A 17,899-nucleotide genomic window follows, 5' to 3' on the forward strand; every position below is an offset into this window, starting at 1 on the left:
GCAGTAGATGTGGTGTCGTGCATGACCGTGATACCAATGCTGCGTTAAACATTCTCCGATGCGGACGTGCATCGCCAGGTGTGGGAATCCCCTGCCTTTAGGCAGGGGAGGACGTCAAATCTGACGCTTTGCGATCATGCTGGGGCGCGGCGCCGGTCCATGGCGGCACGGGCGCGCACCTGGAACGGCTGCAGAGGGATGAAGCTTAACAGCCGCAGCCGGAGCATGTGGAGTCCCGCACCGGTTCGCCCCGCCGGGCCTGCAGGGCGAACCGGACGATATCAGAGCGAGGACGGCGCAGGCTTGTCCGTGTCGATGCCGTAGCGCGCGATCGCCTCGGCCACCACCGACGCCGGCACCGTGCCCTGCGCCGCAAGCGCGCGCAGCGCCGCCACGCAGACATAGGCGCGATCGACCTCGAAGAAGCGGCGCAGCGACGGCCGGTTGTCGCTGCGGCCATAGCCGTCGGTGCCCAGCACCGTGAAGGGGGCCGGCACATAGGGCGCAATCAGCTGCGGATAGGCGCGCACGTAGTCGGTGGCCGCCACCACCGGGGCGTCGCCGGCCAGCAGCGCTTCCACATGGCTGGGGGCGATGCTGTCCTGCGGATGATGCAGGCGTTGGCGCGCGGTCTCGCGCGCCTCGCGCTCCAGCTCGGAGAAGCTGGTGACGCTGAACACCTCGCTGTCGACCTGCCAGTCCTCGGCCAGCATCCGCGCCGCGGCCTCCACCTCGCGCAGGATGGTGCCGCTGCCGAGCAGCCGCACCCTGGCGCGCCCGCCCCCTGCCACCTGCGCAAGCCGGTACATGCCGCGCACGATGTCGCGCTCCACGCCGGCCGGCATCGACGGCTGGGCGTAGTTCTCGTTCATCACGGTCAGGTAATAGAACACGTCCTCCTGGCGCTCCATCATCGCGCGCATGCCCGCGTCGACGATCACCGCGAGTTCATAGGCATAGGCCGGGTCATAGGCACGGCAGTTGGGGATGGTGGCGGCAATGATGTGGCTGGTGCCGTCCTGGTGCTGCAGCCCTTCGCCCGACAGCGTGGTGCGGCCGGCCGTGGCGCCCACCAGGAAGCCGCGCGCACGCTGGTCGCCGGCGGCCCAGATCAGGTCGCCGATGCGCTGGAAGCCGAACATCGAGTAGTAGATATAGAGCGGCAGCATGGCCGTGCCATGGGTGCTGTAGGCAGTGCCCGCGGCAATCCACGACGACATCGCACCGGCCTCGGTGATGCCCTCTTCCAGGATCTGGCCGCGGATGTCCTCGCGGTAGTACAGCATCGAGCCGGCGTCCTCGGGCTCGTACAACTGGCCCTGCGACGAATAGATGCCGACCTGGCGGAACAGGCTGGCCATGCCAAAGGTGCGCGCCTCGTCGGCGACGATGGGCACCACGCGCGGGCCGAGTGTCTTGTCCTTGAGCAGACCAGTCAGCATGCGCACCATCGCCATGGTGGTCGACATTTCCTTCTGGCCAGCGTCCACGGCGAACTGGCCGTATTTCGCCAGCGGCGGCACCGGCACGGCGTCGGCCTGGCGCCGACGCGCCGGCAGGTAGCCGCCCAGGGCCTGGCGGCGCTCGCGCAGGTAGCGCAGCTCGGCGCTGTCCTCGGCAGGGCGGTAGAAGCGCATCGATTCCAGGTCCTCGTCGGACAAGTCCAGGCCGAAGCGGCTGCGGAACACCTTCAGCGCCTCGAGATCCAGCTTCTTCTGCTGGTGCGTGGTGTTCTGCGCCTGGCCGGCATTGCCCATGCCATAGCCCTTAATGGTCTTGGCCAGGATCACGGTGGGCTGCCCCTTGTGCGCGCGTGCCGCGGCAAAGGCCGCATGGAGCTTGCGCAGGTCGTGCCCGCCGCGGTTCAGCGCGGCCACCTCTTCCGGCGTCATATGGGCGACCAGCGCCTTCAGCGCTTCGTTCTGGCCGAAGAAATGCTCGCGCCCGTAGTGGCCGTCCTTGGCCTTGTAGGTCTGGAACTGGCCGTCCATGGTCGAGGCGAAGGCGCGCAGCAACGCGCCGGAGTGATCGCGCGCGAAGATCGGGTCCCAGGCGCTGCCCCACAGCACCTTGATCACGTTCCAGCCGGCGCCGCGGAACAGCGCTTCCAGCTCCTGCACGATCTGGCCGTTGCCGCGCACCGGCCCGTCCAGGCGCTGCAGGTTGCAGTTGATGACAAAGGTCAGGTTGTCGAGTTTCTCGCGCGCCGCCAGCGGCAGCGCGGCGATCGATTCGGGCTCGTCCATCTCGCCGTCGCCGAACACGCCCCACACGTGCCGGCCCGAAGTGGCCTGCAGCCCCCGGTGCTCCAGGTAGCGCATGAAGCGCGCCTGGTAGACCGACTGGATTGGGCCCAGCCCCATCGAACCGGTCGGGAATTGCCAGAAGTCCGGCATCAGCCAGGGGTGCGGATACGAGCACAGGCCCTGCCCGCCCGCCTCGCGGCGGAAGTTGTCGAGCTGGGCTTCGGACAGGCGCCCTTCCAGGAAGGCGCGTGCGTACACGCCCGGTGCCGAGTGCGGCTGGAAGTAGACCAGGTCGCCGCCGTTGCCGGCATCGGCGCCCTGGAAGAAGTGGTTGAAGCCGACCTCGAACAGGTCCGCCGCCGAGGCATAGCTGGAGATATGCCCACCCAGCTCACCGTAGGCCTGGTTGGCGCGCACCACCATGGCAAGGGCATTCCAGCGCACGATGCCGGTGATGCGCGCTTCCATCGCCAGATCGCCCGGATAAGGGGGCTGGCGCTCGACCGGGATGGTGTTCAGGTAAGGCGTGTTGCTTTGCGCCGTGGTCGACACACCCAGCGCGGGCGCGGCATCGAGCAGCCGGCTGAGCAGGAAGCGCGCGCGCTCCTGCCCGCATTGCGCCACCACCGCCTCGAGCGCGTCCAGCCATTCGCGCGTCTCCTGCGGATCGTTGTCGCCCTCGGGCATGGCTTGGGCGAGCAGCCGGGCGTGAGGGGAGCCAAGGTCGGTCATGGGGAAGTCTCCAATGGGTTTTGTCCCATTCTATGGAGTGCCCTCCCGCATGAGATGCTGAAGTTGACTGCCCATTCGGCAGATGGCAGCACAATCCACTGCCGTTCACCGTCCGGGCTACGCGAGAATGCTGAGGCTGCGGCGTATCCCACGCCGGACGCCGGGGGGGGGCGCATTGCCCGGTTAGCGCGGATTGCGCAGCGGCAACGCTGTGTCGTACATCACTTGCTTGAGTGCGAAGCTGCTGCGGATGTTGGCGACGCCGGGGATGCGCGTGATCTCGTCGACGATCAGCCGCTCCACGGCCTGGACGTCGGCCACCACGGCGCGGATCAGGTAGTCGGCATCGCCCGTCATCAGGTAGCACTCCATCACGTTGGGCAGCGCGCGCACGGCGCGCTCGAAGGCATCAAGCCCCTCACGCGCCTGCCGCTCCAGCGACACGTGGATAAAGACGTTGACGTTGAGGCCAAGCTTCTGCGGATCGAGCAGCGTCACGCGCTGCCGGATGATCCCGCGCTGCTCCAGCGCGCGCACGCGCGCCAGGCAGGGCGACGGCGAGAGGTTGACGCGCGCGGCCAGCTCGACGTTGGTCAGGCTGGCGTCGCGCTGCAACGCCTCGAGGATCCGGATATTGATTTCATCCAGTTCGGGTTCCTGCATGGGGTTCCTGTATGGCCGGCTCGATGTAAAGCGCATGGCGCCCTGCCTCCTTGCGGAAACGGGGCGCCGGGCAGAGCACTAGAATACAGGCCGCGCCACGCGGGCGGCAATCTTCCGGGCTTGCGGGGTCGCCACATGGCGCTCATGGGACCCGGCCAGCAGCCGGCATCAGGTTCCCGCGCCCTCCCCGCGTGCCTGCGCCCATGCGTCCCAGTACGGCGGACTCCCGATGGCCGTGCGCACGCACTCCGCAAACGCGCGCAGCCGCGCCGACACCCGCCGGCCTTCCGGGTGGGCGATATAGATGGATTCCGGCTCGGCCCGCAGGCCGACATCGATCACTGCCAGCGCACCCTGCCGGATGGCATCGCCGGCAATAAAGGTCGGCAACAACGCGATGCCGACTCCCGCGATGGCGGCATCGCGCATCATGTCGCCGTTGTTGACGCGCAGCGCAACGGCGGCACGGGCGATCTCGGTGCCGTCCGGGCCTTGCAGGCGCCAGTCAGCCGCGCCGCGGTTGGCGTAGAAGATGCCACGGTGCTGCTGCAGCTCCGCCAGCGTAGCCGGCGTGCCCATCTGCGCGAGGTAATCCGGGGATGCGACCAGGAGGCGGTGGCTGGGGGCAAGCTGCCATGCCACCAGGCGCGAGTTCCCCAGCGGGCCGTGCCGCACCACGGCGTCATAACTGTCCGTGGCCGCGTCCACGCGCCGGTCGTCCAGGTCCAGGCTCAGCTCCAGTTCTGGATGCCGGGCCAGGAACGGATAGATGGCAGGCCCCAGGTGCATCCGGCCAAATGTGACCGGCGCGGAAATCCGCAACGACCCGGCCAGAGTGCCGCGCCGCTCGGCAACATCGGTTGCCGCCGCCTCCACTTCATGCAGGATGCGCGCGGCCCGCTCCAGGAAGGCGGCGCCGTCCTCGGTCAGCGACAGCCGCCGCGTGGTCCGGCGCAGCAGGTTGGCACCCATCGCCTTTTCAAGCTCGGCCAGGCGTTCGCTGACCACGGACTTGGACAAGTTGAGCCGCCTCGCGGCCTCGCTGATGGAGCCTGCCTCCACCACGGCGACAAAGCTGGCGACACCTTCTAGCTTGAACATTGTTCGGCATATCCGGAAAGTTGTTCCGCGATCTTCAGTCTAGTGCGAACCGCGCGCGGTACCCATACTGGTTTCACGAGGCAGCGGGACGGTTCCTGCTGCCCTACCCGCAAAACCGGCGCCGTCGACCAGCAAGTTGCCCCGCGCGCCAGACCGGAGATCGATCATGGGACGTTTGTCTGGAAAAGTTGCCATCATTACCGGCGCCAGTGCCGGCATTGGCCGCGCCACTGCCTTGCTGTTTGCCGCCGAAGGCGCCAGGGTGGTAGTCGGTGCCCGCCGCCAGTCCGAACTGGACAGCCTGGTGGCGCAGATCAGTGACGCCGGCGGCGACGCGGTGGCGCTCGCCGGCGATGTGCGGCGCGAGGAATACGCCAGCGCGCTGGTGGCGCTGGCGGTCGAGCGCTATGGCCGCCTGGATATCGCCTTCAACAACGCCGGCACGCTCGGCGAGGGCGGGCCCAGCACCGGGGTTTCGGCGGAGGGCTGGAACGACACCCTTGCCATCAATCTCACCGGCGCGTTCCTCGGCGCCAAGCACCAGCTTGCACAGATGCTGAAGGATGGCGGCGGTTCGGTGATCTTCACATCGACCTTCGTTGGCTACACCGTCGCCTTTCCCGGCGTGGCCGCGTATGCGGCAAGCAAGTCCGGCCTGATCGGCCTGACGCAGGCGCTGGCGGCCGAGTATGGGCCGCAGGGCATCCGCGTCAATGCGATCCTGCCAGGCGCCGTGGACACGGACATGTATCGCACCATGAACGACACCGCGGAGTCGCAGGCGTTCATCACCAACCTGCATGCGCTCAAGCGCGTGGCAACGCCGGAAGAACTGGCGCGCTCGGTGTTGTACCTGGCATCGGACGATTCGGCTTTCGTCACCGGCACGGCGTCGCTGGTGGATGGCGGCGTCTCGATCACGCGCACCTGACCCACCGGCGCCGGCGGCCAGCACGGCTGCCGGCGCTGCCGACTGGTTTCAGCCCCCTTCCGCTCAAGTCATCGTTCTGTCATCCGCCCCGGCCAGAATGCGCAGGTCATTCAAGTCAGGGAGTGGACATGACGCACGCAATTGAAGTCCGCGGGCTTTCCAAATCGTTCCGCGCGGACAGCAAGGCGCTTGACGATGTCACGCTGCACATCGCGCCAGGCGAGATGGTCGCCCTGCTGGGTGCATCGGGATCGGGCAAGTCCACGCTGTTGCGCCACGTTGCCGGATTCATCACGGGCGATGCCGGCGCCGGCGAAATCCTCGTCAACGGCCGCCATGTGCAGCGCAACGGCCGCCTCGCCCGCAACGTGCGCAAGGTGCGTGGCGAGATCGGGTTTGTGTTCCAGCAGTTCAACCTGGTGGGCCGTCTTCCGGTCATCACCAACGTGCTGGTCGGCATGCTGGCCCGCGTGCCCAAGTGGCGCAGCCTGCTGCGCATCTTCACGGCCGATGAAGTCCAGGGCGGGCTCGATGTGCTTGCACAAGTTGGTATAGACGACTATGCGTTTCAACGGGCCTCGACGCTGTCGGGCGGCCAGCAGCAGCGCGCCGCCATCGCCCGCACGCTGGTGCAGAACGCCAGCGTGATCCTGGCCGACGAGCCGATCGCCTCGCTCGACCCGGAATCGTCGCGTCGGGTGATGTCGCTGCTCAGGCAGATCAACCGCACGCGCAAGGTCGCGGTGCTGGTGTCGCTGCACCAGGTGGATGTGGCGATGCGCTACTGCCCCCGCGTGGTGGCGCTGCGCCACGGCAAGGTGGTCTATGACGGACCCTCTGCCGCGCTCACGCCCGGCATGCTGCGCGATCTCTACGGTACCGAAGCCGACGAGCTGCTGCACGATTCCGTGCCCGACGAAGACGTATCCACTACGGCCATGCCGGCACCGGCGATGGTCACGATGAACCTGGCGGCCGCCTGAACGGCAGCCTGTCCAGACCGCTTTCCACCCAAACCGCTTCCCACCGGAGTTGTCCATGCTTCGCAGAACCTTTCTCGCCGTCGTGGCCTCGGGCGTGGTCGCCCTGCCCGCCTTTGCGCAGGATGCCAAGAGCCTGAACATCGGCTTTATCTCGACTGAATCGTCATCGAACCTGAAGTCTGCCTGGCAGCCGCTGATCGACGATCTCAGCAAGACGCTGGGTGTACCCGTCAAGCCCTTCTTTGCGTCCGACTATGCCGGCATCATCGAAGGCATGCGCTTCAACAAGGTGCAGATCGCCTGGTTCGGCAACAAGTCGGCCATGGAGGCCGTGGACCGTGCCAGCGGCGAAGTCTTTGCATCGGTGATCGACAAGGACGGCAACCCGGGCTACTGGTCGGTGCTGATCGTCAACAAGGACAGCGACCTGAAGAGCGTCGAAGACGTGATCAAGCGCGGCAAGGATCTCAGCTACGGCGCCGGCGACCCCAATTCCACCTCTGGCACGGCCGTGCCGGGCTTCTACCTGTGGACTGCCAACAAGGTCGAGCCGAAGACGCTGTTCAAGGCCGTGCGCATCGGCAACCACGAGACCAACCTGCTGTCGGTGCTGAACAAGCAGGTGGATGTGGCGGTGAACAACACCGAGAACATGGAGCGCTATCGCATCAACACCGGCAAGAACGCCTATGACCAGGTGCGGGTGCTGTGGAAGTCGCCGCTGATCCCGGCCGATCCGATGGTCTATCGCAAGGACCTGCCGCCGGAGATGAAGAAGAAGATCCAGGCCTTCTTCGTCAACTACGGCAAGGGTGCCGAGGCCGCGCGTGAAAAGCAGGTGCTGGCCACCCTGACCTACCAGGGCTTCCGCACCGCCAGCGATGCGCAACTGGTGCCGATCCGCCAGATCGAGCTGGCCCGCGAGAAGGCGAAGATCGAATCGGACACCACCCTGGCCGCTGCCGACAAGGAAAAACGGCTGGCCGAAGTGAGCCGCCGCCTGGCTGAGCTGGACAAGGCCGCCGGCAACGCCACCAGCACGCAATAAGCCCCACCCCGACGAGGCCGGTGGCACCCCGCCGCCGGCCTCGCATCGCCTTCGTTCCCCCGCTTGATTCCGGATTGCCCCATGACTGTCACCGCCAGGCCCGGCCTGCCTCCCACACCCCGAAGTAACGTGCGCCCGCCGCGCACTTCCCTTGCCGTGATGCTGACCTGGGCAGTCCTGCTGGCCATGCTCGCCCTGTCCTGGCAAGGCGCCGACATGCGCCCGCTGGACCTGCTGCGCGACTCGGATAACATGGCAAAATTTGCCGCCGATTTCTTCCCGCCCGACTTCCGCGACTGGCGGCACTACCTGGACGAGATGCTCGTCACCGTGCAGATCGCGCTGTGGGGCACCGCCCTGGCCGTGGTGATGGCGGTGCCGCTGGGCCTGCTGTGCTCGGACAATATCGTCCCGGCGTGGGCCTACCAGCCCGCACGCCGCATCATGGACGCCTGCCGCGCCATCAATGAGATGGTGTTCGCCATGCTGTTCATCGTGGCCGTAGGCCTGGGACCGTTTGCCGGCGTGCTGGCGATCTGGATCCACACCACCGGGGTGCTGGCCAAGCTGTTCGCCGAAGCCGTCGAGGCCATCGACCCGCGCCCGGTGGAAGGCGTGCGCGCCACCGGCGCCGGCCCGATCGAGGAGATCGTCTATGGCGTGATTCCGCAGGTGCTGCCGCTGTGGCTGTCGTTCGCGCTGTACCGCTTCGAGTCCAACGTGCGCTCGGCCTCGGTGGTGGGCATCGTCGGCGCCGGCGGCATCGGCACCGTGCTGTGGGAGATCATCCGCAGCTTCCAGTACGGGCAGACCTGCGCCGTGATGATCATCATCATCCTGTTCGTCTCGGCCATCGACATCATCTCCGCACAAATCCGCAAGGTACTGGTCTGACATCATGCTGAACCTGTCCCACATCGAAACGCTGTTTGCCGACCATGGCAATGCCTGGTACGGCGGCGAAGCCATCAGCCAGACCGAGCACGCGCTGCAATGCGCGCAACTGGCCGAGCAGGCCGGCGAGCCCGAGCCACTAATCGTCGCGGCCCTGCTCCATGACGTTGGCCACCTGCTGCTGGCCGAAAGCACCACCACCGACATGCGCCACCAGGAGGCCGCCGCCGATGCGCTGGCCGGGCTGTTCGGCGATGAAGTGACCGAACCCGTGCGCCTGCACGTGGCGGCCAAACGCTACCTGTGCGCCGTCGATCCCGCGTATTCCGGCACGCTGTCGCCCGCTTCCGTGCAAAGCCTGGCGCTGCAAGGCGGCCCGTACAGCGCCGCCCAGGCCGATGCGTTCGCCGCGAGCCGCCACGCCGCCGCCGCGGTGCGCCTGCGCCGCTACGACGACCTGGCCAAGGTGGTCGACCTGGCCACGCCGCCGCTGGCGCACTATCTGGACATGGCCGCGCGTTGCGCGCGGACTGGCGCATGAACACCATGGCTGAAGCTGTACTTACCCTGCGTGAAGTGCGCGGTTCCGACTCGGAACTGCGGCACCTGTCCGCGCTGCTGGCCGCGATGGACGACGAAACGCCGCTGCCGCTGGCCACCATGCGCGAGCGCTACGCTACCATGCGCCGCTATCCGGACTACCGCTGCTACATGATGGTGGACGAGGACGAGGTGCCGCTGGGCACCTTCAGCCTGCTGGTATTCCCCGTGATGGTCCACGACGGGCGTCCCGAGGCGATTGTTGAGGCAGTGGTGGTGGCGCCGTCCGCGCGCGGCATGGGCGTCGGCAAGGCGATGATGCGCGAAGCCATGCGCCTGGCCCGTGAGGCTGGTGCGGCCAAGCTGGCGCTGTCGTCCAACGCGCGGCGCCTGCAGGCCCACCAGTTCTATCGCCGGCTCGGGTTCACCGAGCACGGCATCAGCTTCAGCATCGAAATCTGATGGCAAGGCCGTGCCGTAGGCTTCGCTTCGGCACGGGCTTATCAGCTTAATGTTGCGCTATCGGAAGTAGCCCCAACCAACCGCGCGAACGCATCCGCCGCGCTTTCCAGGGCGCCGCTATTGTCGAACTCGACCAGGCGGCACCCAGCCGGCACGGTGAATGCCTGCGCCGCGCGCGCCAGGCGCCGGGCAATCGCTTCTTCCGACTCGCGGCCACGCTGGCGCAGCCGGGTGGCCAGCACCTCCGGGCGCACGCGCACATGCACGGCGCACAGCTTCGGGTAGCGCGCCACGGCTTGCGGCAGGTACTCGCGCGAGCCATTGACGATCACGGTCAGGCCCCTGGCCAGCCACTGCTCGATCTCGATGCCGATGCCGTAATGCAGCCCGTGGCTGTGCCAGTCCAGCGCCAGGCATCCGAGCGCCTGGCGGCGCCGGAATTCATCGGGGGTGAGCGCAACGGAGGCCTCGTTGGCATCGGCCTCGCGGGTGATATAGCGATGCGCGATGACGATGCGGTCGTCCGGCCCGAGGCGCTCGCGCAACGCGCGCAGCAGCGAGTCCTTGCCGCTGCCGGACGGCCCCATCAGGTAGAACAGGCCGTGTCCGTCGGCCGCGCCATGTGCGTTCATGCGTCCAGGTACGCCGCGCCGGCGCCATCGATGGTGTTGCCATTGAAACCGTAGTGGCGAGCAACGATAAAGTCGTCGCCCGGCGCCGGCTGCACGAATACGCTGATTCCGTCCACATGAAGCGGCGCCTGCAGCAACTTGCCGCTCGCGGCCCCCAGGCGCTCGATGGCGGCGCGCTGGGCGGCAGTATCAAGCATGCCAGTCAGCGTGATATGGAAGACGAAGGTACCGAACACGTACGGGTAGCCCCATGCGTCGAGCATGCGGCGCTCTTCGTCGCTCAACTGGTCCGGTTTGCGCCGGCCGAGTTCTTCGGCCGTGGGCGGAGCGCGGAAGCGCTCGAATGCCAGTACGCTTGTATCGGCCAGCGCCTGCATCGGGGGGGATCCGCCATCGGCCAGGCACCATGCCACAAAACCCCGCAGCGCACGCAGCGCCAGCGGCGCGTCGAATGCCTCGCAGCCACGCACGAAGTCCCGTGCAGCGGCGTCGAGCATCGGGCCGTTGGTGCCCTGCGCAAGCCGGAATGGCGGCTTCAGCGTGGCATGCAGGCCGTAGTGAGCCGGGATATGGACCCATTCCGCGGGCGGCGGCGCCATGCCCGCCGGGGCGGGCAGCGCGGTGCCGGTATCGGCGTCGCGGCCCAGCCACTGGCTGCCAAATGTGCGGAAGGGATCGGAGGGCGCCAGGTAGATGGCGTAACGGTGCGCTGGCAAGGTCATGCGGCAAGGTTACCAGCGGCGCCAAACGCCCGGCGGCGGCGACTGCCCTGGTTTGTGGTCTGGACCGCAGACACGTTAGCGCAGGCAGATGACAGCCGGATGTCTAGACCAATGCCACGGCGCTCCGCCTCAATCACTGTCGGAAACCGTCAGCTGCACCCAGTCCCCGGCAAAGCGCACCACGCTGTACTGCACCGGCGCCCCGTCGATATCAACGTTCAGCGCCTCCACCTGCAGCACCGGGCGCGTCTTCGGCTGGTTCAGCAGCCGCGCCACCGGGGCGCTGGGCATGGCCGCCGTGATGCGCGACCACTTGCGCGTGTAGTCGGCAATGCCGAAATGCGCCAGCGCGCGCGACACGGATTGCCTGGCGCGCAGCACCTCGTCGATACCCGGGAAGCGCTTGAGGTCGAAGTAATGCTCGGCAACGTCGATGGTGCGCGCTTCGGTCTTGCCGATCATCTGCACGTGCAGGATCTCCGCCGTGCGCGCCAGGCCCAGTTGCTTTGCCACTTCCGGCGCGCGCACCACCTGGCTGTCGATGATCTCGGTATGCCCGCGCATGCCCTGCGCGGCCAGGTTTTGCGAGAAGCGCGTGCGGCGCCCGATCGCGTAGTCGATCGCATGCTCCTGCACGAAGGTGCCGCGGCCCTGCTCGATCCGCACCAGCCCGCTCAGCTCCAGCTCGCCCATGGCGCGGCGGATGGTGTGGCGGTTGACCGCGAAGCGCGTGGCCAGTTCAGGCTCAGGGGGCAGCTGTTCGCCGGGCAGGTACAGCTTCTTGCGGATGTCGTCCGCCAGCGCCTCGCCAATCTGGCGCCATACCGCCACGCCGGAACCCCGTTCCACTTCTCGATCAGACATCTCGCGCTGCCCTCTTGTCATCAAGCGTTCACCATTGCCATGCGATTGTGCCTCAACCGCGCCGCGATGGCCGGGTGCCCGAGCAATGCCCCGCCCCGTCATGAAACGTTCATCTGCCTGTGGTCTAGTAGCTGCGTGTTCAAGCAGTGACATCTAAACGTATAGACGTATAGGGGTGATGATGCAAAGCGAAACCGCGCAGGCCCATGCCGCCCGCGCCGCCTGGCTCCGGATCCTGGCGACGGCGCCCACCGACGCGCTCGACGGCGCTTACCAGCGGCTTGGCCAGGCGCAAGCCCTGCCGGCCTACAGGCTGCTGCGCAAGCCGGAGTCCGGCATGGCCATGGTCCGGGCGCGCGCGGGCGGCACCGGCGCCCAGTTCAACCTGGGGGAAATCACGGTCACGCGCTGCGCGGTCGTGCTGGAAGACGGCGCTGCCGGGGCCGCTGCAGGCGTTGCCTATATCCAGGGCCGCAGCGCCCGCCATGCCGAACAGGCCGCGGTGCTGGACGCGCTGCTGCAGCGCCCGGCCTGGCACCAGCGCGTGCAGGACCTTGTGCTGGCGCCGTTGGCAAGCACGCAGGCGGAGCGCGCCGCACACGCAGCGGCCACTGCCGCCCAGACCCGCGTCGAGTTCTTCACCATGGTCCGGGGAGAGGACTGAGATGACTGCCATGCAACCGATCCCGTCCACCCCCGCCGCCTCGCTGCTGCCGGGTTTCAACAACCCGGTCGACGACGCCCAGCAGGTCTTCCGCGCCGCGCTGCAGGCGTTTGCCCATCCGGGCCGGCTGCAAACGATGCCCGTGGCCAGCGGCCTGCCCGACGGCCTGTCGCCTGCGCTGGCCGCGCTGCTGCTGACGCTGGCCGATCCCGATACCCCGGTCTGGCTGCCTGCCGGCGTGCCGGCCGCGGCGCGCGCGTTCCTGCGCTTCCATTGCGGCTGCCCGCTGACCGACGATGTCGGCGCCGCGGCCTTTGTCTGCGTGCCCGCCGGATATGCCATGCCGGCACTGGCGGACTGCGCGCAAGGCGACCCGGCCTTCCCCGACCGCTCGGCCACGCTGCTGATGGAGGTGGCCTCGCTTGCCGATGGCGACACCCTCACGCTGCACGGCCCCGGCATCGAAACCACGCAGGTGCTGCGCGTGGCCGACCTGCCCGCGGACTTCCGCGCCGGCTGGCGCGCCAACAACGCCGGCTTCCCGCTCGGCGTGGACCTGCTGCTGGCCAGCGGCGACCGATTCTGCGCCTTGACGCGCACCACGCTGGTGGAGGACTGACATGTACGTAGCCGTCAAAGGTGGCGAGCGCGCCATCCTCAATTCCTACCGGATGCTCGATGCCTACCGCCGCGGCGATACCGCGGTGCCGGAACTTACGCTGGCGCAGATCCGCGAACAGATGCCGCTGGCGGTGTCGCGCGTCATGGCCGAGGGCTCGCTGTACGACCCGCACCTGGCCGCGCTGGCCCTGAAACAGGCCGCCGGGGACCAGATCGAGGCAATCTTCCTGCTGCGTGCCTATCGCACCACGCTGGCACGCTTCGGCTACACCCATCCGGTGGATACGGGTTCGATGCGCCTGCAGCGGCGGATCTCGTCCACGTTCAAGGACGTGCCGGGCGGCCAGGTGCTGGGGCCGACCTACGACTACACCCAGCGCCTGCTGGATTTCACGCTCGAAGCAGGCCGCGACCCCGAGCCGCTGCCGCCCTCGCCCGAACCCCTCGCCGCCAGCATGCCGCGCGTGACCGGCCTGCTGGAAGCGGATGAACTGGTCGAAGCCGACCAGATCCCCGCGGGCGACCCCACGCCGCCCGACCTGACGCGCGAGCCGCTGGCCTTCCCCGCCAACCGCGCCGCGCGCCTGCAGAACCTGGCGCGCGCCGATGAGGGTTTCCTGCTGTCGATGGGCTATTCCACCCAGCGCGGCTACGGCAACTCGCACCCGTTCGCGGCCGAGATCCGCTACGGCACGGCCGAGGTCGAACTGTTCGTGGAAGAACTGGGCTTCGCGGTCACTATCGGCGAGATCGAGCTGACAGAATGCCAGATAGTGAGCCAGTTCGCCGGCAATGCCGACGAAGCCCCGCGGTTCACACGCGGCTACGGGCTGGTGTTCGGCTACAACGAGCGCAAGGCCATGTCGATGGCGCTGGCCGACCGCGCCATGCGCGCCGAAGAGCTCGGCGAAGCCGCCGACGCCCCGGCCAACGATATCGAATTCATGCTGTACCACAGCGACAACGTCGAGGCCTCCGGGTTCGTGCAGCACCTGAAGCTGCCCCACTACGTGGACTTCCAGGCCAACCTGGAACTGCTGCGCCGGCTGCGCGCGGAACAGGATGGCGCCGTGACCGCTACCGTCCAGGCGCAACCGCAGCCGCAAGAGGAGACCCTGGCATGACCACCGCCGACACCACCATGGCAACGGGCATTGCCCGCGACGACCACTACAACTTCGGCTATCTGGACGAGTCGACCAAGCGCATGCTGCGCCGCGCGCTGCTCAAGGCCGTGGCGATTCCCGGCTACCAGGTGCCCTTCGGCAGCCGCGAGATGCCGCTGCCTTACGGCTGGGGCACGGGCGGCATCCAGGTGACGGCCGCCATCATCGGCAAGGATGACGTGCTCAAGGTGATCGACCAGGGCTCGGACGACACCACCAATGCCATCAATATCCGCCGCTTCTTCGGCCGCGTCACCGGCGTGCAGACCACCGAGCGCACTGCCGAGGCCAGCATCATCCAGACCCGTCACCGGATTCCGGAAACGCGGCTGCGCGCTGGCCAGACCATGGTGTTCCAGGTGCCCATCCCCGAGCCGCTGCGCTGGCTGGAACCGAGCGAGGGCGAGACTCGCACCATGCACGCACTGGCCGAATACGGCGCGATGCACGTCAAGCTGTATGAGGACATCGCCCATCACGGCCATATCGCCACCACCTACGACTACCCCGTGATCGTCAACCAGCGCTACATGATGCGGCCGTCGCCGATCCCCAAGTTCGACAATCCCAAGCTCGACCGCAGCCCCGCGCTGATGCTGTTCGGCGCCGGGCGCGAGAAGCGCGTCTATGCCGTGCCGCCGTACACCGCGGTCAGGAGCCTGGACTTCGCCGACCATCCCTTCACGGTGGAAAAGTGGTCCAGTTGCTGCGCCCAGTGCGGCGCCACCGACAGCTACCTGGACGAGATCATCACCGACAACGCCGGCACGCGCCTGTTCGTGTGCTCGGACACCGAGTACTGCGCCGACCGCCAGGCGGCCCAGGCCGTCAAGGCCGCTGCCGGAGGTGCCCGATGAGCGCCACTCCGCTGCTATCGGTGCGCAACCTGACGCGCACCTGGGAGGGCCTGCACGGCTGCCATGACGTCAGCCTCGACCTGTACCCGGGCGAGGTGCTGTGCGTGGTGGGCGAATCGGGCTCCGGCAAGAGCACGCTGCTGCAGGCCTTGTCGATGCAGGCGCCGGCGCAGCGCGGCAGCGTGAGCTACGACATGCGCGAGTCAGGCCTGACCGACCTGGCCACGCTGTCCAGCGCGCGCTTGCGGCTGCTGGCCCGCACTGACTGGGGCTTCGTGCGCCAGCATGCGCGCGATGGCCTGCGCATGCAGGTCAGCGCCGGTGCCAATATCGCCGAGCGCCTGATGGCCGTGGGCGAGCGCCACTACGGCAACCTGCGCGAGCTCGCCGGCAACTGGCTGGAGAAGATGGAAATCGACCTGGCCCGCTTGGACGACGTTCCCGGCACCTTCTCCGGGGGCATGCAGCAGCGTTTGCAGATCGCGCGCAACCTGGTCACGCACCCGCGCCTGGTGTTCATGGACGAGCCCACGGCGTCATTGGACGTGTCGGTGCAGGCCCGCTTGCTCGATCTGCTGCGCCGCCTGGTGGCAGACCTGGGCCTCGCCGCCGTGCTGGTCACGCACGACCTGGCCGTGGCGCGCCTGCTCGCACACCGCACGCTGGTCATGCAGGGCGGCCGCGTGGTGGAGCAAGGCCTGACCGACCAGATCCTCGACGACCCGCAGCACCCGTACACGCAGTTGCTGGTCTCTTCCATCCTGCAGGGCTGACGACGATGCACGCAGAATACCCACAGAAACTGGTCGAGGTTCGCGGCCTCGGCAAGATGTTTACGCTGCACAACCAGGGCGGCATCCGCCTGCCGGTGCTGCGCGCGATGGATTTCGATGCCGCCCGCGGCGAATGCCTGGTGCTGTCGGGGCCGTCCGGCACCGGCAAGAGCACCCTCCTGCGCTGCCTGTACGGCAACTACCTGGCCACCGAAGGCAGCATCCGCCTGCGCGATACCAGCGCCGAGGGCGAGCCGTGGGTCGAGCTGACCCATGCCCCCGAGCAACGCGTGCTGAAGCTGCGCCGCGACGTGATCGGCTATGTCAGCCAGTTCCTGCGCGCGATTCCCCGCGTCGGCGCGCTCGACGTGGTGGCCGATCCGCTGCAGCAGCGCGGCGCCAGCCATGAGGAAGCGCGTGCCCGCGCGGCAGAGCTGCTGGCACGGCTGAACCTGCCGCGCCGGCTGTGGGATTTGCCGCCGGCCACTTTCTCCGGTGGCGAGCAGCAGCGCGTGAACATCGCGCGCGGCCTGATCGGCGGCCACCCGATCCTGCTGCTGGACGAGCCCACCGCCTCGCTGGACGCCGACAACCGCACCGTGGTGGTCGACCTGATCCGCGAGGCCCTGACCGAAGGCCGCGCGCTGATCGGCATCTTCCACGACGAAGCCGTGCGCGATGCCGTGGCCACGCGCCTGCTGCCGCTGCAACCCGCTACCGCCCTTGCCTGATTTGATCCCAGAACGGAATCCCAGAACGGAGCCGGACATGTCTGCTACCTACCTGACGCACGCCACCCTGGTGCTGCCGGACCGCGTGCTGCACGACAGCGCGCTGCTGATCGAAGATGGCCGCATCGCCGCCATCGAACCGGCACCCGCCGCGGTGCCCGCCCACGCCGCCGTGATCGACCTGCATGGCCACACGGTGATGCCGGGCCTGGTCGACGTGCATTGCGACGCCATCGAGAAGGAAGTCGAACCGCGCGCCAGCGTGCTGTTCCCGCTGGACTTTGCCGTGGCCCAGGTCGACCGCCGCAATGCCGCGGCCGGCATTACCACGCCGTACCACGCGCTGTCGTTCGCCGGCAACCAGTTCGGCGTGCGCAATGTCGATACCGCGGCCACGCTGGTGCGCACCCTGGCCGCGTATCGCCGCCACAGCCTGGTCGACAACCGCATCCATTGCCGCTACGAAGTCACCGATTCCAGCGCCGTGCCGGTGCTGGAAGCCCTGATGGCCGAAGGCGTGGTCGACCTGCTGTCCGTAATGGACCACTCGCCGGGCCAGGGCCAGTTCAAGACCATGGATGCCTACCTGGCCTACATGATGGGCAACCACGGCATGAGCCGCGAGGAAGCCGCCGATGCGGCCCACAAGAAGGCCGCCGCGCTGGAAGGCGCCCATGAGCGCGTCAACCGGCTGGTGGCCAGGGCGCACGCGCTGGGCATCCCTACCGCCAGCCATGACGACGATTCACCGCAGCGCATCGCCGCAATGCACGCGCTGGGCGTGCGCATGAGCGAGTTCCCGATCAACCTGGAAACCGCGCAAGCCGCGTGCGCCCAGGCGCTGCCGACCATCCTGGGCGCGCCCAACGTGCTGCGCGGCAAGAGCCAGAGCGGCTCGATGCGCGCCATCGACGCCATCCACGCCGGGGTCGGCACCATCCTGTGTTCGGACTACCAGCCGTCCACGCTGATCGCGGCCGCGTATGCCGCCGCGCGCCTGGCCGACCTGCCGCTGAACCAGGCGCTGGCGCTGGTCACCGCCAATCCCGCCGAGGCCTGCCTGCTGGACGACCGCGGGCGCCTGGCGCCGGGGCTGCGCGCGGACGTCATCGCCGTGTCCGGCGTGGCAGGCCAGCCGATGGTCACGCATACCTGGTCCGGCGGGCGGCTGGTGTTTGCGGCGGGGTATCCGTCGGTGCGGCACGTTGGCGACGCCGCCATGCCGCGCGAAACCGCGCTGCGCGAGGTGGCATAAGGAGGATTGGCGGG

The 17,899-nt window shown here is 68.0% G+C and carries 19 protein-coding genes; 13 read left to right on the forward strand and 6 right to left on the reverse strand.

Annotated elements, in window-relative coordinates; genetic code table 11:
• Window positions 1–281 precede the first annotated feature (281 nt).
• From mdeB to AC3WL8_RS04810, 3 genes are all read right to left on the reverse strand, one after another.
• Window positions 282–2,978 (reverse strand): alpha-ketoglutarate dehydrogenase, encoded by a 2,697-nt coding sequence (mdeB, locus tag AC3WL8_RS04800; protein WP_211981313.1) that lies wholly within the window; start codon window positions 2,976–2,978, stop codon window positions 282–284.
• Between the two features lie 183 nt (window positions 2,979–3,161).
• Window positions 3,162–3,641, reverse strand: coding sequence for an Lrp/AsnC family transcriptional regulator (locus AC3WL8_RS04805; protein WP_010809356.1), 480 nt, complete (start codon window positions 3,639–3,641; stop codon window positions 3,162–3,164).
• Between the two features lie 168 nt (window positions 3,642–3,809).
• On the reverse strand, window positions 3,810–4,742 hold the full coding sequence (locus AC3WL8_RS04810) for a LysR family transcriptional regulator (protein WP_153956198.1): 933 nt from the start codon (window positions 4,740–4,742) through the stop codon (window positions 3,810–3,812).
• 166 nt (window positions 4,743–4,908) lie between these two features.
• Between AC3WL8_RS04810 and AC3WL8_RS04815 the strand changes: the two genes are divergently transcribed.
• The 6 genes from AC3WL8_RS04815 (at window position 4,909) to AC3WL8_RS04840 (ending at window position 9,600) form a co-directional block, all read left to right on the forward strand.
• Window positions 4,909–5,673 (forward strand): SDR family oxidoreductase, encoded by a 765-nt coding sequence (locus AC3WL8_RS04815; protein ID WP_153956199.1) that lies wholly within the window; start codon window positions 4,909–4,911, stop codon window positions 5,671–5,673.
• A 128-nt stretch (window positions 5,674–5,801) separates the two neighbouring features.
• A complete protein-coding gene (gene phnC / locus AC3WL8_RS04820) occupies window positions 5,802–6,656 on the forward strand; it encodes a phosphonate ABC transporter ATP-binding protein (protein ID WP_492377967.1) in 855 nt (284 codons plus the stop codon).
• A gap of 55 nt (window positions 6,657–6,711) precedes the next feature.
• A complete protein-coding gene (phnD, locus tag AC3WL8_RS04825; protein ID WP_013952926.1) occupies window positions 6,712–7,704 on the forward strand; it encodes a phosphonate ABC transporter substrate-binding protein in 993 nt (330 codons plus the stop codon).
• Window positions 7,705–7,785: 81 nt separating this feature from the next.
• On the forward strand, window positions 7,786–8,598 hold the full coding sequence (phnE, locus tag AC3WL8_RS04830) for a phosphonate ABC transporter, permease protein PhnE (protein ID WP_492377968.1): 813 nt from the start codon (window positions 7,786–7,788) through the stop codon (window positions 8,596–8,598).
• A gap of 4 nt (window positions 8,599–8,602) precedes the next feature.
• Window positions 8,603–9,139, forward strand: a complete 537-nt coding sequence (locus tag AC3WL8_RS04835) for a phosphonate degradation HD-domain oxygenase (RefSeq protein WP_013952924.1) — start codon at window positions 8,603–8,605, stop codon at window positions 9,137–9,139.
• Window positions 9,136–9,600: a GNAT family N-acetyltransferase gene (locus tag AC3WL8_RS04840; protein ID WP_228772686.1), complete on the forward strand. Its 465-nt coding sequence runs from the start codon at window positions 9,136–9,138 to the stop codon at window positions 9,598–9,600. The genes AC3WL8_RS04835 and AC3WL8_RS04840 overlap by 4 nt, the downstream gene beginning before the upstream one ends.
• Before the next feature lie 41 nt (window positions 9,601–9,641).
• Here the strand turns inward: AC3WL8_RS04840 and phnN are convergent, their stop codons facing one another.
• The 3 genes from phnN to phnF form a co-directional block, all read right to left on the reverse strand.
• Window positions 9,642–10,232 (reverse strand): phosphonate metabolism protein/1,5-bisphosphokinase (PRPP-forming) PhnN, encoded by a 591-nt coding sequence (gene phnN, locus AC3WL8_RS04845; RefSeq protein WP_013952922.1) that lies wholly within the window; start codon window positions 10,230–10,232, stop codon window positions 9,642–9,644.
• Window positions 10,229–10,954, reverse strand: a complete 726-nt coding sequence (locus AC3WL8_RS04850) for a DUF1045 domain-containing protein (RefSeq protein ID WP_153956201.1) — start codon at window positions 10,952–10,954, stop codon at window positions 10,229–10,231. The genes phnN and AC3WL8_RS04850 overlap by 4 nt, the downstream gene beginning before the upstream one ends.
• A gap of 129 nt (window positions 10,955–11,083) precedes the next feature.
• Window positions 11,084–11,818, reverse strand: a complete 735-nt coding sequence (gene phnF / locus AC3WL8_RS04855; protein ID WP_041228631.1) for a phosphonate metabolism transcriptional regulator PhnF — start codon at window positions 11,816–11,818, stop codon at window positions 11,084–11,086.
• A 178-nt stretch (window positions 11,819–11,996) separates the two neighbouring features.
• Here phnF and phnG point away from each other — a divergent pair, with 178 nt between their 5' ends.
• Genes phnG through AC3WL8_RS04890 form a run of 7 tightly spaced genes read left to right on the forward strand, consistent with a single transcriptional unit; the run spans window position 11,997 to window position 17,885 of the window.
• Window positions 11,997–12,482 (forward strand): phosphonate C-P lyase system protein PhnG, encoded by a 486-nt coding sequence (phnG, locus tag AC3WL8_RS04860; RefSeq protein WP_153956203.1) that lies wholly within the window; start codon window positions 11,997–11,999, stop codon window positions 12,480–12,482.
• A 1-nt stretch (window position 12,483) separates the two neighbouring features.
• Window positions 12,484–13,101 carry a phosphonate C-P lyase system protein PhnH gene (gene phnH / locus AC3WL8_RS04865; protein WP_153956204.1) on the forward strand — a complete coding sequence of 206 codons (618 nt, stop codon included), beginning with the start codon at window positions 12,484–12,486 and terminating at the stop codon, window positions 13,099–13,101.
• Window position 13,102: 1 nt separating this feature from the next.
• Window positions 13,103–14,227 carry a carbon-phosphorus lyase complex subunit gene (locus AC3WL8_RS04870; RefSeq protein WP_211981309.1) on the forward strand — a complete coding sequence of 375 codons (1,125 nt, stop codon included), beginning with the start codon at window positions 13,103–13,105 and terminating at the stop codon, window positions 14,225–14,227.
• Window positions 14,224–15,126, forward strand: a complete 903-nt coding sequence (locus AC3WL8_RS04875; protein WP_211981307.1) for an alpha-D-ribose 1-methylphosphonate 5-phosphate C-P-lyase PhnJ — start codon at window positions 14,224–14,226, stop codon at window positions 15,124–15,126. The genes AC3WL8_RS04870 and AC3WL8_RS04875 overlap by 4 nt, the downstream gene beginning before the upstream one ends.
• Entirely contained in the window at window positions 15,123–15,899 is a 777-nt protein-coding gene (gene phnK / locus AC3WL8_RS04880) for a phosphonate C-P lyase system protein PhnK (protein ID WP_211981305.1), read from the forward strand. The genes AC3WL8_RS04875 and phnK overlap by 4 nt, the downstream gene beginning before the upstream one ends.
• 5 nt (window positions 15,900–15,904) lie before the next feature.
• Window positions 15,905–16,630, forward strand: a complete 726-nt coding sequence (gene phnL, locus AC3WL8_RS04885; RefSeq protein WP_013952914.1) for a phosphonate C-P lyase system protein PhnL — start codon at window positions 15,905–15,907, stop codon at window positions 16,628–16,630.
• A gap of 37 nt (window positions 16,631–16,667) precedes the next feature.
• Complete coding sequence (locus tag AC3WL8_RS04890) at window positions 16,668–17,885, forward strand: alpha-D-ribose 1-methylphosphonate 5-triphosphate diphosphatase (RefSeq protein ID WP_013952913.1); 1,218 nt, start codon at window positions 16,668–16,670, stop codon at window positions 17,883–17,885.
• Window positions 17,886–17,899: the final 14 nt, after the last annotated feature.

The organism is Cupriavidus sp. FW305-F7 (assembly GCF_058782875.1).

Excerpts from the sequence above, each read along its gene's own strand:
- mdeB (WP_211981313.1), bottom strand. The coding sequence starts at position 2,978 with ATGACCGACCTTGGCTCCCCTCACGCCCGGCTGCTCGCCCAAGCCATG.
- AC3WL8_RS04805 (WP_010809356.1), bottom strand. The coding sequence starts at position 3,641 with ATGCAGGAACCCGAACTGGATGAAATCAATATCCGGATCCTCGAGGCG.
- AC3WL8_RS04810 (WP_153956198.1), bottom strand. The coding sequence starts at position 4,742 with ATGTTCAAGCTAGAAGGTGTCGCCAGCTTTGTCGCCGTGGTGGAGGCA.
- AC3WL8_RS04815 (WP_153956199.1), top strand. The coding sequence starts at position 4,909 with ATGGGACGTTTGTCTGGAAAAGTTGCCATCATTACCGGCGCCAGTGCC.
- phnC (WP_492377967.1), top strand. The coding sequence starts at position 5,802 with ATGACGCACGCAATTGAAGTCCGCGGGCTTTCCAAATCGTTCCGCGCG.
- phnD (WP_013952926.1), top strand. The coding sequence starts at position 6,712 with ATGCTTCGCAGAACCTTTCTCGCCGTCGTGGCCTCGGGCGTGGTCGCC.
- phnE (WP_492377968.1), top strand. The coding sequence starts at position 7,786 with ATGACTGTCACCGCCAGGCCCGGCCTGCCTCCCACACCCCGAAGTAAC.
- AC3WL8_RS04835 (WP_013952924.1), top strand. The coding sequence starts at position 8,603 with ATGCTGAACCTGTCCCACATCGAAACGCTGTTTGCCGACCATGGCAAT.
- AC3WL8_RS04840 (WP_228772686.1), top strand. The coding sequence starts at position 9,136 with ATGAACACCATGGCTGAAGCTGTACTTACCCTGCGTGAAGTGCGCGGT.
- phnN (WP_013952922.1), bottom strand. The coding sequence starts at position 10,232 with ATGAACGCACATGGCGCGGCCGACGGACACGGCCTGTTCTACCTGATG.
- AC3WL8_RS04850 (WP_153956201.1), bottom strand. The coding sequence starts at position 10,954 with ATGACCTTGCCAGCGCACCGTTACGCCATCTACCTGGCGCCCTCCGAT.
- phnF (WP_041228631.1), bottom strand. The coding sequence starts at position 11,818 with ATGTCTGATCGAGAAGTGGAACGGGGTTCCGGCGTGGCGGTATGGCGC.
- phnG (WP_153956203.1), top strand. The coding sequence starts at position 11,997 with ATGATGCAAAGCGAAACCGCGCAGGCCCATGCCGCCCGCGCCGCCTGG.
- phnH (WP_153956204.1), top strand. The coding sequence starts at position 12,484 with ATGACTGCCATGCAACCGATCCCGTCCACCCCCGCCGCCTCGCTGCTG.
- AC3WL8_RS04870 (WP_211981309.1), top strand. The coding sequence starts at position 13,103 with ATGTACGTAGCCGTCAAAGGTGGCGAGCGCGCCATCCTCAATTCCTAC.
- AC3WL8_RS04875 (WP_211981307.1), top strand. The coding sequence starts at position 14,224 with ATGACCACCGCCGACACCACCATGGCAACGGGCATTGCCCGCGACGAC.
- phnK (WP_211981305.1), top strand. The coding sequence starts at position 15,123 with ATGAGCGCCACTCCGCTGCTATCGGTGCGCAACCTGACGCGCACCTGG.
- phnL (WP_013952914.1), top strand. The coding sequence starts at position 15,905 with ATGCACGCAGAATACCCACAGAAACTGGTCGAGGTTCGCGGCCTCGGC.
- AC3WL8_RS04890 (WP_013952913.1), top strand. The coding sequence starts at position 16,668 with ATGTCTGCTACCTACCTGACGCACGCCACCCTGGTGCTGCCGGACCGC.